Genomic DNA, 13,715 nt, shown 5'->3' with positions numbered 1-13,715 from the left:
ATGAAGTTTTCAGTATTTACGGCATCAACCCCCGAATGGACCCCCGAAGAGGCAGTGGAACAGCTCGCCGCCCAGGGCTGGGACGGCGTCGAATGGCGCATCACCGATCAGGCCGACGCCGCCGAGCCAGGCTTCTGGGCCGGCAACAGGGCCACGGTCCCGCTCACCGGCATGGAAGAGAACCTGCAGCGCATCGCCGCCATCACCGCTGACGCCGGCCTGGAGTTCTCCGGCATCGGCGGGTACGCGCGGTGCGACAACCACGCGGACGTGGACCGGATGCTGGCCGCCACCGCCGCGCTGGGTGCGGGCCAGGTCCGCGTGACCACGCCACCGCTGGGCACCGCTGCCTGGGGTAACGAACCGGCCAGCGGCACGCCCTACCCGGAGCTCTTCGAGGGAGCCCGCCGCGACTTTGAGTGGATCGCCGAACGGGCAGCCCACCATGGCGTGAAGGCCCTCGTGGAGCTGCACCACCGCACCATCACCGCTTCGGCCTCCTCCGCGCTTCGCCTGCTGGACGGGCTGGATCCCCGCCACGTGGGGGTCATCCACGACCTGGGCAACCTGCTGATCGAAGGCCAGGAGGACTACCTCCCGGCGTTCGAGCTCCTCGGCGACTACCTGGCGCACGTGCACGTCAAGAACGCCGTGTGGGTCGACAGCGGCGAGACCGACGAATCCGGCGCCGCCGTCTACCGCAACGAGTGGGCCCCGCTTCGCTCGGGCCAAGGCAGCGTGCTGCAGTACTTCAAAGCGCTCGCCGCCTTCGGCTACGACGGCTGGGTGACCGTGGAGGACTTCTCCACGGAGCTGCCACTGGCCGAGCGCACGGCAGGCAACCTCGACTACCTCCGTTCCACCGCGGCCCTGGCAGGGCTCTCCGTCGCGGCAGGGAGGCGTTGAGCCATGGCAAAGCCGATAGCGGACCACCCGGACCGGCTGCTGCCGGCCGACCCCGGGGTCCGGGAGATCGCCCGCTCACTCTTCGACAAGGTCGTGGGGCTCCCCATCATTTCCCCGCACGGGCACGTGGATGCGGCGGTCATCGAAAAGAACACCCCCTTTCCTGACCCGGCCGCGCTGCTGGTCACCCCGGACCACTACGTCACCCGGCTGATCCACGCCGGCGGGGTACCCCTGGACCAGCTGGGGCTCGGCAGCCAGCCCGCAGGTTCGCGGGAGGTGTGGCGGCATTTCTGCGAGGCCTGGCCCAATTTCGAAGGAACGGCATCCGGGTACTGGATCCGGCAGGAGTTCGCGCACGTGTTCGGCCTGGCGGAGGAGCCCTCTGCCGATAATGCCGACCGGCTCTACGATGCCCTGCAGGCCAAGCTGTCGGAGCCAGGTTTCCGGCCGCGGGAACTGTTCAAGGAGTTCAACATCGAGGTGCTCGCCACCACCGATGACCCCCTGGACTCCCTGGACAGCCACGCCGCCCTGCACTCGGACCCCTCCTTTGCCGGCCGCGTGCTGCCCACCTTCAGGCCGGACCAGTACCTGAACATGGCGCATCCGGCGTGGCAGGACAACGTGGAGCGCCTCATCGGTTCCGCCGGGGACGGAGCGTCCGGCTACGCAGGCTACATCCGGGCCCTTGAGGCGCGCCGGCGCCACTTTGTGGAGCGCGGCGCTGTCTCTGCAGACCATGGCGTCTTCACGCCGGCTACTTTGAAGCTGGACGACGCCGAGGCGGAGCGCCTTTTCGAGCGCGGCAGGACGGGCCAGGCAAGTGCCGCCGACCGGGACGCCTTCGAGGCGCACATGATCTACCAGATGGCCCGGATGTCGGTGGAGGACGGATTGGTCATGACCATCCACCCGGGCTCGTTCCGCAACCACCATTCGCCCACCTTCGAGGCTTTCGGCGCCGACACCGGCCATGACATTCCGGTGGCGGTCAACTACACCGAGGCCGTCCGCCCGCTGCTGCAGGACTTCGGAACGGCCAAGGACTTCCACCTGGTCCTGTTCACGCTTGACGAGACGGTGTTCTCCCGGGAGCTCGCCCCGCTGGCAGGCTTCTACCCCTCGGTGTACCTCGGTGCACCGTGGTGGTTCCTGGACGCGCCGGATGCCATGCTCCGCTTCCGTTCGGCGGTCACGGAGACGGCAGGATTCTCCCGGTCCTCGGGCTTCATCGATGACACCCGGGCGTTCTGCTCCATCCCGGCCCGCCACGATACCGCCCGGCGGATCGAGGCTTCCTTCCTGGCACGGCTGGTGGCCGAGCACCGGATCACCGAGGAGCGTGCCCACGAACTGATCGTGGACATCATCGACGCCTCTCCGCGGCGGGTGTTCAAGCTGTGAACGCCGTGCCGCCTGCAGAGCACCCGGTTCCGGCCCTGGACCGGAAGCTGAAGCCACTGCCGAAGCCCCCGGTACGCATCGTGCACCTTGGGCTGGGAGCTTTTCACCGCTCCCACCAGGCCTGGTATACGCAGCAGGCTCCGGACGCGGCGGAATGGGGGATCGCAGCATTTACCGGCCGCCGCCCGGATGCTGCGGAGGCGCTGTCCCGCCAGGACTGCCTCTACACACTCATTGAGCGGTCGGCCGGCGGGGACAGCTTCGAAGTCATCGGCAGCATCGTGGAAGCAGTGGACGGCGCCGACGTTGGCCGGCTGTGCGAGCTTCTCGCCGCCGGGCAGACGGCAATCGTTACGTTGACTATCACCGAGGCGGCCTACGGGCTGGCCGCGGATGGAACGTTCGACGCCGGGGCGCCGGGTGTGGTGGAAGACCTGCGGACGCTTGCGGCGGCTGCAGCCGGGGAGGCCGGGGTGCCCGGTACGCCTTTGGGGCGGCTGGTGCTGGCCCTCGCCCGGCGCCGGCACAGCGGCGCGGGACCGATCGCCGTCGTCAGCTGTGACAACCTTTCAGCCAACGGCGAGGTGGCGCGCCGCGCCGTCCTGGGCCTGGCGTCGGCCTGGGGACAGGACCTGGCGGAGTGGATTACAGCGAACGTCAGTTTCGTCAGCACCTCGGTGGACAGGATCACGCCGCGGACCACGGAGTCGGACATCGCCGAAGTCGCCGAACAGTGCGGCTACAGCGACAACTCGCCCGTAGTGGCCGAACCGTTCCGGAACTGGGTGCTGAGCGGCGGTTTCCCTGCCGGGAGGCCGCGCTGGGAGGAAGCTGGCGCCGTCGTCGTTGACGATATTGAACCCTACGAGAACCGCAAGCTGTGGCTGCTCAACGGCGCCCACTCGATGCTCGCCTACGCCGGCCAGCTCCGTGGCCACGCGACCGTTGCCGACGCCCTGGCCGATCCGGCCTGCCGCAAAGCCGTGGAGGATTTCTGGGACGAAGCCGCCCGGCACCTGCCGGCGGAGGGGCTGGACATCCCTGCATACCGGCAGGCCCTGCTGGAGCGCTTCGGCAACGCCCGGATCGCCCACCGCCTGGCCCAGATCGCGGCGGACGCAACCACCAAGCTGCGGATGCGCGCAGTACCGGCCCTGACTGCGGAACGGGCCGCCGGCCGCAGCGGCTCGGGCAGCGCACTGATGATCGCCGCATGGATCGACTACGTCGGTGCCACCAGCGACTTCCAGGACCCCCTCGCCGCCGGGATCCACGCCGCCAACGCGCTCGAGGGCAACGACAGGGTGGAAGCCCTGCTCCGCCTTGTCAGCGCCGCCCTCGCAGACGACGCCGAGATCGTTTCCATGGTCGGGGCGCTCTGCGGCTCCTTCGCAGCGCCCACGGCGGTTTCCGCCACAACGACACATCCTTAGACCCCGCTTTTACGTCCGGAAGGAACAGTTTCTCCCATGAAAATCATTGCCGCCGATGTGTTTGTGACCAGCCCGTCGCGGAACTTCGTCACGCTGCGGATCACCACCGAGGATGGTGTGACAGGTATCGGTGACGCCACCCTGAACGGCCGTGAGCTCGCCGTTGCCGCCTACCTGAAGGAGCATGTGGCGCAGCTGCTGATCGGCAAGGACCCGCACCGGATCGAGGATACGTGGCAGTTCCTGTACCGGAGCGCGTACTGGCGGCGTGGGCCGGTGACCATGGCGGCGATCGCCGCGGTGGACATGGCCTTGTGGGACATCAAGGGCAAGCTGGCGGGGATGCCGGTGTACCAGCTCCTCGGCGGTGCATCACGCAACGGGCTGCGGGCCTACGGGCACGCCTCCGGCGCGGACATCCCGTCCCTGTTCGATTCCGTGCGCGAGCACCTGGAGCTCGGGTACAAGTCCATCCGGATCCAGACCGCCGTACCGGGGATCAAGGCCCTGTACGGCGTGGCGGCGCAGGCCCAGGCGTCGGGGGAACGGTATGACTACGAGCCTGCCGGGCGTGGTGCGTTCCCGGTGGAAGAGGACTGGGATACCCGCGCTTACCTGCGGCACCTGCCAAGCGTGTTCGAGGCCGTCCGGAACGAGTTCGGCCCGGAGATCCCGCTGCTGCACGACGGGCACCACCGGATGACGCCCATCCAGGCCGCCAAGCTCGGCAAGGCCCTGGAACCGTATGACCTGTTCTGGCTCGAGGACTGCACTCCGGCGGAGAACCAGGAGGGCCTGCGCCTGGTCCGCCAGCACACCACCACGCCGCTGGCCATCGGTGAAATCTTCAACACCGTGTGGGACTACCAGACCCTGATCAAGGAGCAGCTGATCGACTACGTCCGCGCGGCCTCCACCCACTTCGGCGGGATCAGCCCGCTGAAGAAGGTCATGGACTTCGCCGCGCAGTACCAGATCAAGTCCGGCTTCCACGGCCCCACCGACATCTCCCCGGTGGGCTTCGCCGCGCAGCTGCACGTGGGCCTGGCGATCCACAACTATGGCATCCAGGAATACATGCAGCACTCGGACAAGACCAACGAAGTCTTCCAGCAGTCCATGACGTTCGTCGACGGTTACCTGCACCCGGGCAACAACCCGGGCATCGGCGTCGAATTCAACGAAGAAGCCGCCGCGGCCTACCCCTACCAGCAGGCCTACCTGCCCTACAACCGCCTCGTCGACGGCACGGTGCACGACTGGTGAGACAGGCACGACTGGTGAGGAACAGGCTATGACGAAGCCCCGCATCATCGTCATGGGGGTCTCCGGCTGCGGCAAGACCACCATCGGTGACCTTGTGGCCCGCGAACTCGGGATTCCGTTCATCGACGGCGACGCGCTCCACCCGGTGGAGAACGTGGCCAAGATGGCTGCCGGCACGCCTCTGACGGACGAAGACCGCTGGCCCTGGCTGGCGATCGTCGGCCGTGAACTGGCTGCCGCCGGGGACGGCGGGATGGTGCTCGCCTGCTCCGCGCTGCGCCGCACCTACCGCGATGCCATCCGCGAGCAGGCGCCGGACACCATCTTCCTGCACCTGAACGGCAGCAAGGAGGTCCTGAAGGCCCGCACCGAAGGACGGACCGGGCACTTCATGCCGCCAGCGCTGCTGGAATCCCAGCTCGCCACCCTCGAACCGCTGCAGGACGATGAGCGCGGGGTGGTGGTGGACATCGCCGCGCCCGTCGCGGACGTCGTGGCCGCGGCTCTCGAGGGGATTGCCGCCGTCGTAGGGCACACCCCGGACGCTGCCGCCCCGGACGCTGCCGCCCCGGGCGGGCAGCGCACCCGGGCCCGGCAGTTCGACGTCGACCTTGCCGCTGCGCCGTTCAACCTCGACGGCGACGCCATCGCCTGGGTGGAGGGCACAATTGGTGGCATGACGCTCGAGGAGAAGATCGGGCAGCTGTTCATCAACCACAACAACGACTACTCCCCGGAGTACCTGGACAGCGTGCTGGAGAACTTCCACGTGGGCGGGATGCGGTACCGCCCCGGGCCGTCCGCGGCTGTCCAGGAACACATCCGCTATGTGCAATCCCGGTCGAGGATTCCGCTGCTGATTGCGTCCAACCCGGAAATGGGCGGCGCCGGCAGCTGCGACGACGGGACGTTCGTGTGTACGCACCTGCAGGCCGGCTCGCACCTGGACAAGGACATCGCCCGGCAGATGGGGCAGGTGGCCGGGGTGGAGACGGCGGCGCTGGGCTGCAACTGGGCGTTCGCGCCCATCGTGGACATCCACTACAACTGGCGGAACACGGTCATCTCCACGCGTTCCTTCGGCAATACGCCGGAGGTGGTGGTGGAGCGGGCGAAGGAGTATTTCAACGGGATCAGCGAGTCCGCCACCGTGTGCGCCATCAAGCATTTCCCCGGAGATGGCGTGGATGAGCGGGACCAGCACGTGGTGACGTCCTACAACACTTTTTCCTTTGAGGAGTGGGACCGGACGTACGGGCACGTGTACCGGGAGATGATCGCGCACGGCGTGCAGTCCGTCATGGTGGGGCACATCGGCGCGCCGGAGGTGTCCCGGCACTTCCGGCCCGGCCTCACCGACGCGGAGATCCTGCCCGCGACGTTGTCTCCGGAGCTGCTGCAGGACCTGCTGCGCGGGGAGCTGGGGTTCAACGGGCTGGTGCTCACGGATGCTTCGCAGATGGTGGGGCTCACCCAGGCGATGAAGCGCAAGGACCTGGTGCCTGCCACGATCGCCGCGGGGTGTGACATGTTCCTGTTCTTCCGGAACCCTGCCGAGGACTTCCAGTACATGCTGGACGGGTACAAGTCCGGGGTCATCACCGAGCAGCGGCTGCATGATGCGCTGCGGCGGATCCTCGGGCTCAAGGCATCACTGGGCCTGCACCGCCGGTCCCGGGATGAGCTGGTCCCGCCCGCCTCGGCGCTTTCCATCATCGGCTCCGCCGGGCACCGGGCGATTGCTGCCGACATCGCGGATAAGACGGTGACGCTGGTCAAGGACACTGCCGGGAACCTGCCCATTACCCCGTCCACGCACCCTCGTGTCCGGTTGTACGGGATTTCTGGCGGAGCGGACTTCACGCGGGCCGACCCCCTGGCGTACCTGGAGGTGGTCAAGGAGGAACTGGAGGCCGCCGGGTTCGAGGTGCACCTGTTCCGCACGGCAGAGCAGCGTGAAGCCGCGGGGGAGGCCGGGATGAACTTTCTGCGGGTCCTGGCAGAGGAAGCCACCGGTGACTACGCGGAGAAGTACGACGCTGCGTTCGTTTTTGCCAACGTCAAGGGCTTCGCGCAGGAGGCAGCCATCCGGATCAAGTGGTCCTCACCGATGGCAGCGGAGATCCCCTGGTACGTCACCGAGGTGCCCACCGTGTTCGTGTCCCTGAACCAGCCGAACCACCTGATCGACGTGCCGATGGTCAAAACCGCCATCCACGCCCACGCGGGAACGCGGGAGGCCATTCGGGCTGCCGTGGACAAGATCCAGGGCAAATCGGAGTTCCAGGGAACGTTCAACGACAACGTGTTCTGCGGGTCCTTCGACACCAGGCTTTAGGAGCTCTACGGAAGGAGGCGCCACCGCAGCTGCGGTGGCGCCTCCTTTGTGCTGAGGACCCAGGCCTGGGTTTCCTTATGCGTCTTCGCGGTCAGGGTTCTCCAGCCGGAAGAAGTTGGACTGGCTCCCGTCGGTCCGCTGTTCCTGGTAGATGAAGTTGAGGCCGCGGTCGTCGAAGGTCTTGAACCATTCCTCCCAACTCACTTCGCGCAGGTTGGCGTCCTTGTCGCGGAAATCGATGCGCAGGACGCCCAGATGGTCGCCGTGTTCCGTGCCGTCGACCGTTGCCGGGACGCCACCGCGTTCTTCCGCCCACTGCCGGATCACTTCGTGGTGCGTGGTTGCCAGGCTGCGGCCTTCGCGCTCCGGTTCCTCCTCGGTGGAGGTGATTTCCTGCGAGTACTTCAACGACTTGGACGATTCATCGCCATAGCGGACCTTGCCGCCGTCGGGGCCGGCGCCGAAGTCCTCCGGGTCCTTTGCGCCAGAGCGGGAACTCTCGTTCCGGCCGCCGTCGTGGCCCTCCTGCCGGGCAGCGGCCACCTCCTTCACCAGTTCTTCCTTGCGCATGCCGGAGGCACCGGAGATGTGTTCCTCCTTCGCTTCCCGGCGGAGCTCGTCCACTTTCATGTTGCGCAGTTCGGTTTCACTCACATCGGGAGTGTTCGGTGTCTGGTTACCCGGCTTTTCACTCATGGAATGTCCTCCTTTGTCAGCCAGTAAATAATAAGGTTGCTTACTTTTCTACCGGTGGCCACACCCGGCGTCAAGCACTGCGAGGATTTGCGCGGGCACATTGGGAGGCATCTGCGTGGTAGCGAGCCTGCGGCGCCCTTCCTGCCAGCTGACCGGGTCGAATTGGAATGCGCGCACCTCCTGGGCGCAACGGCAAGCGGCCGCAATCTTCGAGGCCCATTCCAGGGCTGCATCGTACGAAGGCAGCTCAAGCACGGAATATCCGCCTTCAAGCCGCGCCGTCTGAGGGTAGGTGCCTTCCTGTACGGTGCCATCGCCATCGACCATGACGGGCGGGATGCTCTCATCAATACCTCCGCCGAACACCCAGACGCCGGCGTCCTTGGCCTCCTGGACCACAGCATGCGCAGCATCCGAAACGGCTGGCAATTCCTCGCTCGTGACAGCCATGGCGGCGCTCGGGAACGAAATCAAATATTTGGTCATCGCTTCGACTCCTTCTTTGCAGCACGGGGGACTGCGTTCATCCTCGTGGATGCCGTCCTGTCCCGCAATCATGCCGCGAGGCTGCGCAACCCGCATGACCGTCGCCGGGCAAAGCAAAAGGTCCTGCTTTTCCTTTTTCAGGAAAAGCAGGACCTTTCTACGTGGCGGTGACGGTGGGATTTGAACCCACGTTGGCTGTTACACCAAACAACATTTCGAGTGTTGCACCTTCGGCCGCTCGGACACGTCACCAACCTCAATAGGGTACCGGAGCGAGGCCGACATCCCCAAAACGTGGCGGCCCCAGGCTCCAGCTTTGAATGTCAGTGCCTCGTTGGATGATGTTTGTATGGGAATCAGCGGCGGCGCAGTGAGCGGTTCAGGGGCAGGAATGGAGGGCGTTCATGCCTCTGTTGCTGCCCTTGATGCGCTGTTCACGGAGGACGCTTTCCTCGCTTCCGGGGACGCTGCTGGTACGGACGCTGGTGATCTCGGTGCTCGGGTGGATGTATTGCAGCGGCAGTACGAGATCCGGCTGGAGCGGCTGGCCGGGTATTCGAAGCTGGAGTCAATGATTGCCGCCGCTAAAGCCCAGGACGCGGCCGAATCCATCCGGATCCAGCAGGCCATGACCCCGCCGGACGCGTCCGTGCCGGAACGCACCTACGCGGAAATGTCCGCGGTGGAGGAGATCGCCGGGGTCCTGACCATCAGCTCCGCGGCAGCCGGGGCTTTCGTCCACCAGGCGCAGCAGGTCTGCTCGCTGCCGCCGGTCATGGAGGCTTTGTCTTCCGGGGCGGTGTCGTGGCAGCACGCGAAGGTCGTCGTGGATGAAACCGAGGGCCTGAGCCCTGCCGGGGCGGCGTCCCTGGTGGCGCACTTCTTCGACCCCGGAGCCCCGAACCCTGCCCGCGGCGCCGCCCCCGGTGAGCTCGTCCCGTCACGGTTCCGGGCCAAGGCCCGTACCTGGCGGGAACGCCACCACCCCGAATCGATCGAGACACGCCACACCACAGCAGCCGCCGACCGGCGGATGGAATACCGGCCCGACCGGGACGGCATGGCCCGGGTGACGCTCTACCTCCCCGGCGACACCGCCTCCGCGATCTGGAACCGCACCACCGCCACCGCCCGCGGCCTCCAAGGACCCGACGAACCACGCACCCTTACCCAACTCCGCCCCGACATCGCCGCCAGCCTGCTCCTCGGCGCCGGAAGCACCAGCTCCGGCGACACCGGCTCCGGCGATGGCAGTTCCCTGCAACTAGGAACCATGGCCCTCGGCCAGGTTCCCGTCCCGAGGGCCGACGTCCTGGTTATGGTTCCGGTGTTATCCCTCCTCGGCGTCACCGAGGAACCCGCCGAACTCGACGGCCACGGACCGATCCCCGCCTCCATGGCACGGCGGCTGGTCGCGGACGGGGCGGACTCCTTCTACCGTGTCCTGGTCGACCCCCGCGACGGCGCACCCCTGGAAATCGGGCGGAAGAGCTACCGGCTCCCCGAGACGATCAAACGCTGGATCAGGATGCGCGATGCCAAGTGCACCTTCCCCGGCTGCACCAACCGATCACTGGGCAACGACACCGACCACCTCCAAGCTTGGCAACAGGGCGGTACCACCGGCGCGTCCAACCTGGGACAGCTCTGCCCCAAGCACCACCGCCTCAAACACAACACTGGCTGGACCCCCACCCCCGCCACCACCAACGAACCACCCGGCTGGACCTCCCCAACCGGCCGCACCTACACAGCCGAACAGCACGACAGAGAACCAACCAACTGGCCTCATTGGATGATGTTCGCCGCTGGCCCTGGTGAAGCTGCCAGCCCCGGGGACGTGCCGCAGTGGGAACCGGACGACGACAAACTCATCGATCCCGGCGATTTGTCACCCGACGACCCACTCTGGGCGGAATTCTTCGCAAAGCCATTTGCCTTGTTGACGTGTTAGTTCTGCCGCGATCCGCGCGCGTCTGTCCCGCCAAGCGGTTGGCACCCGCGTCTGCCCGTCCCTGCGGGGGTGCGCGCGTCTTCCCTCCGCCTCCACCGTGAACAGTCCACGAAAGTCCGACACCCGGCGTCGGACTTTCCCCTTGCCTGCGCATCCGGCTAGATTCATCAGCAAGATGACGAATCCACAGACTCCGATCCACGCAACCGCATACTGGACCACCGCCAAGGAGCACGGCGAGCTCCGGTCCGAGGAAGTGCCCGCTCCTGGCCCGGGGGAAGCCTTGGTCCGTGCCCTCTACTCGGGCATCAGCAAGGGCACAGAGATGGTGGTCCACGCCGGATCGGTCCCGCCACGTGTCGCAGAGGAAATGCGGGCGCCACGACAGGAAGGGCACTTCCCGGGGCCAGTGAAGTTCGGATACCTGTCCGTGGGCGTTGTGGAGGAGGGGCCCGAGGGCTGGAAAGGCCAGCGCGTCTTCTGCCTGAACCCGCACCAGGACCGTTACGTGGTTCCCGTCGACTCCCTGACCAGGATTCCTGACGACGTCCCGTCCCGCCGGGCCGTCCTCACCGGCACCGTCGAAACGGCGGTGAATGCGCTGTGGGAGGCCGGGCCGCGACTGGGGGACCGGATCGCGGTCGTCGGCGCCGGGCTGGTGGGCAGCATGGTGGCCACGCTGCTGCGCACCTTCCCGCTGGCCCGCCTCCAGTTGGTGGACCTCGATCCAGGACGGAAGCAGTTGGCGGACACCCTGGGCGTGGACTTCGCCCTGCCGGCCGACGCCCTTGCCGACTGCGACATCGTATTCCACTGCTCGGCGTCCCAGGAGGGCCTGGAGCGCAGCCTCCAGCTCGTGGGCGACGAAGGCGATGTCATCGAAATGTCCTGGTACGCCAACCGGGAGGTCACCGTGCCGCTCGGCGAGGACTTCCATGCCCGGCGCCTGTCCATCAGGGCGAGCCAGGTGGGAATGGTGGCGCGCGCCCGCCGCCACCGCCGGACCAACGCCGACCGCCTGGACTTGGCCGTTTCACTGCTTAAGGACCCAGTCTTCGACGCCTTCCTGACCGGCTCGTCTGCGTTCCAGGATCTGCCGGACGTGGTGCAAAGCCTGTCCCACGGCACCCTGCAGGCCCTGTGCCACGTCATTGACTACTCCGCAGACAGCGGCCCCGCAAACCACGCCAGCACCGATTCGACTCCCGAGGACCCGAGGTAAATATGTTCAGCCTGACGGTACGCCGCCATTTCATGATCGCCCACAGCCTTCCCCGGGAAGCTTTCGGCCCCGCCCAGGCCCTGCACGGGGCGACGTTCGTGGCCGAGGTGGCCTTCCGCCGTCGCGCGCTGAACTCCGATGCCATCGTCCTGGACATCGGTGCCGCCGGAACCATCATCGAGGAAGTGCTCGCCGGCCTGAACTACCGCAATCTGGACGAGCACCCCGACTTCGCCGGCAAGCTGACCACCACGGAAGCGCTTGCCGAGTACATTGCCCAGGCAGTGTCCGCCAGGATCAAGGACACTGACGACGGGCCCGCGCTCTCGGGGATCGACGTCACCCTTCGCGAGAACCCTGACGCCTGGGCCACCTACTCCCTGGACCTCTCCGCCTGACCATGGCCTCCATCCGGCTGCTGGTCCCCGGCAACATCCAGTACAGCTCCGGCGGCAATATCTACAACGCCCGTTTGGTTGCGGGGTTGAAAGCGCTTGGGGAAGAGGTGGAGGTCGTCGCCGCCGTGGGCGGCTGGCCAACTCCCAGTGCCAGGGAACGACGCCGGCTGGGCGCGCTGCTCGGGGGCCGGGACCCGGAACTGGGTCCGGGGCCGCCTGTGGTCATCGTTGACGGGCTGGTCGCCGTGGGCGCGCCGGACGAACTGGAGCTTGCGGCAAAGGGCGGCCGGAAAACATGGGTTTTGGAGCATATGCCGTTGCCGGAAACTTCGGACCCGGCCAGCCTGGAACGGGAGGCGCGGGCACTCCGTGCAGCAACGGGGGTGATCTGCACCAGCACCTGGGCCGCAACCAAGCTCGCGGAGCGGGGAATCACGGGCAGCAGTGTGGCACTTCCCGGGGTCGAGCCGGCTCCGGAAGCCCCCGGTTCGAACCCTCCGCATCTGGCCGTTGTGGCGGTCCTGCTGCCGAACAAGGACCAACTTCTGGCCGTGGAAGCCCTGGCAGGGATTCAGGATTTGGAGTGGACCGCGTCGCTGGTGGGCTCGGACCAGGCGGATCCCGACTATGCGGGCGAGGTCAGGGCCGCCATCGCGGACTTGGGATTGGAAAGCCGGGTGCAGTTGACTGGCGAGCTCACCGGCGACGCATTGGAAGCCGAATGGGCGCGCACCGATTTGAGCCTGCTGGTGTCCCGGAACGAGGCCTTCGGGATGGCGGTCACCGAGTCCCTGGCGCACGGCATCCCTGTGCTGGTGCGCGCGGGCACCGGCGCGGTGGAGGCGCTGAGCCTCGCAAAGTTGGCAGCGGCCGACGGCGGCGCCCGGCTTCCGGGGGCAGCCGTGGCACTTCCGGAAGGCGGGCGGGAGAGTCCTCTGCTGTTGGCTGGCGTCCTGCGGCGCTGGCTGGAGGACTCCGGAATCCGGCGGAGCTGGCAAGCGGCTGCCCTGGAGGCGCGGACGAGGCTCCCGGATTGGAACGGGACCGCCCAGACCGTGCTGCATTTGCTGGCAGGCCGGGAAGGGAAAGGCTAGAGCCCGGTCCGGTGAGCGGCGAAGAACTCCCGCAGCAGCACGGCGCACTCCTGCTCGCGGACCCCGGGATACACCTCGACCCAATGATTGAGGCGGCGCTCCCGGAGGATGTCGAACACCGAGCCGGCGGCGCCGGCCTTCTCATCCCAGGCACCGAAGACTACCCGGGGAATCCGGGCCAGGACAATCGCGCCCGCGCACATGGCGCAGGGTTCCAGGGTGACAACCAGCGTGCAGTCGGAAAGCCGCCAGCCGTCACCGCTGCCGCCGCCGGCCCTGGCCCGCTCCCGGAGCCGCCCGGCCGCCTCCCGGATCGCAACAACCTCGGCGTGGGCCGTGGGGTCTCCCAGCTCCTCGCGCTGGTTGCGTCCGGAACCCAGCACCTCGCCGTCGGGCCCTATCACCACGGCCCCGATGGGCACATCCTCGGTGCTGAGCGCCCGGCGGGCCTCCGTCAGGGCGAGCCCCATCCAGGCGTCGTGTTTCTTTTCGGGCAACGGCATGGCTCAATGATA

General features: G+C 67.2%; 11 protein-coding genes, 1 tRNA gene and 1 pseudogene. 9 read left to right on the top strand and 4 right to left on the bottom strand.

Going from position 1 to position 13,715, the window contains the following annotated elements:
- From AC2JAJ_RS04325 to AC2JAJ_RS04305, 5 genes are read left to right on the top strand one after another with little or no spacing between them, the layout of a single operon-like run.
- The gene (locus AC2JAJ_RS04325; protein ID WP_486414158.1) at positions 1-906 is read left to right on the top strand and encodes a sugar phosphate isomerase/epimerase family protein; all 906 of its coding nucleotides are present in this window, start codon (positions 1-3) and stop codon (positions 904-906) included.
- A 3-nt stretch (positions 907-909) separates the two neighbouring features.
- Complete coding sequence (gene uxaC / locus AC2JAJ_RS04320) at positions 910-2,313, top strand: glucuronate isomerase (protein ID WP_473695204.1); 1,404 nt, start codon at positions 910-912, stop codon at positions 2,311-2,313.
- 5 nt (positions 2,314-2,318) lie between these two features.
- Positions 2,319-3,746 carry a mannitol dehydrogenase family protein gene (locus AC2JAJ_RS04315; protein ID WP_486414159.1) on the top strand — a complete coding sequence of 476 codons (1,428 nt, stop codon included), beginning with the start codon at positions 2,319-2,321 and terminating at the stop codon, positions 3,744-3,746.
- 36 nt (positions 3,747-3,782) lie between these two features.
- Positions 3,783-5,012, top strand: coding sequence for a D-mannonate dehydratase ManD (gene manD / locus AC2JAJ_RS04310; RefSeq protein WP_221385520.1), 1,230 nt, complete (start codon positions 3,783-3,785; stop codon positions 5,010-5,012).
- A gap of 28 nt (positions 5,013-5,040) precedes the next feature.
- Positions 5,041-7,350 carry a gluconokinase, GntK/IdnK-type gene (locus AC2JAJ_RS04305; RefSeq protein WP_486414160.1) on the top strand — a complete coding sequence of 770 codons (2,310 nt, stop codon included), beginning with the start codon at positions 5,041-5,043 and terminating at the stop codon, positions 7,348-7,350.
- A gap of 75 nt (positions 7,351-7,425) precedes the next feature.
- Here AC2JAJ_RS04305 and AC2JAJ_RS04300 read toward each other — a convergent pair whose 3' ends face one another.
- The 3 genes and pseudogenes from AC2JAJ_RS04300 to AC2JAJ_RS04290 form a co-directional block, all read right to left on the bottom strand.
- On the bottom strand, positions 7,426-8,046 hold the full coding sequence (locus tag AC2JAJ_RS04300; RefSeq protein ID WP_486414161.1) for a Rho termination factor N-terminal domain-containing protein: 621 nt from the start codon (positions 8,044-8,046) through the stop codon (positions 7,426-7,428).
- 147 nt (positions 8,047-8,193) lie between these two features.
- Positions 8,194-8,532 (bottom strand): annotated as a pseudogene (locus AC2JAJ_RS04295) (YciI family protein); the annotation flags it as partial.
- Between the two features lie 162 nt (positions 8,533-8,694).
- Positions 8,695-8,784 (bottom strand) — tRNA-Ser (locus AC2JAJ_RS04290).
- A gap of 97 nt (positions 8,785-8,881) precedes the next feature.
- On the opposite strand from AC2JAJ_RS04290, the gene AC2JAJ_RS04285 reads away from it, so the two are divergent.
- The 4 genes from AC2JAJ_RS04285 (at position 8,882) to AC2JAJ_RS04270 (ending at position 13,200) form a co-directional block, all read left to right on the top strand.
- Complete coding sequence (locus AC2JAJ_RS04285; protein WP_486414162.1) at positions 8,882-10,486, top strand: HNH endonuclease signature motif containing protein; 1,605 nt, start codon at positions 8,882-8,884, stop codon at positions 10,484-10,486.
- A 175-nt stretch (positions 10,487-10,661) separates the two neighbouring features.
- Positions 10,662-11,708, top strand: a complete 1,047-nt coding sequence (locus tag AC2JAJ_RS04280; protein WP_486414163.1) for a zinc-dependent alcohol dehydrogenase — start codon at positions 10,662-10,664, stop codon at positions 11,706-11,708.
- Positions 11,709-11,710: 2 nt separating this feature from the next.
- Positions 11,711-12,106: a 6-pyruvoyl trahydropterin synthase family protein gene (locus AC2JAJ_RS04275; RefSeq protein WP_486414164.1), complete on the top strand. Its 396-nt coding sequence runs from the start codon at positions 11,711-11,713 to the stop codon at positions 12,104-12,106.
- A gap of 2 nt (positions 12,107-12,108) precedes the next feature.
- Positions 12,109-13,200, top strand: coding sequence for a glycosyltransferase (locus tag AC2JAJ_RS04270; RefSeq protein WP_501053379.1), 1,092 nt, complete (start codon positions 12,109-12,111; stop codon positions 13,198-13,200).
- On the opposite strand, the gene tadA is transcribed toward AC2JAJ_RS04270, so the two are convergent.
- On the bottom strand, positions 13,197-13,703 hold the full coding sequence (gene tadA / locus AC2JAJ_RS04265; protein WP_221385528.1) for a tRNA adenosine(34) deaminase TadA: 507 nt from the start codon (positions 13,701-13,703) through the stop codon (positions 13,197-13,199). The genes AC2JAJ_RS04270 and tadA overlap by 4 nt on opposite strands.
- Positions 13,704-13,715 lie beyond the last annotated feature (12 nt).

It is taken from the genome of Arthrobacter sp. MOO21, assembly GCF_057369995.2.
The sequence above is the reverse complement of the archived record's forward strand: the minus strand, read 5'-3'. Positions and strand labels throughout refer to the sequence as shown.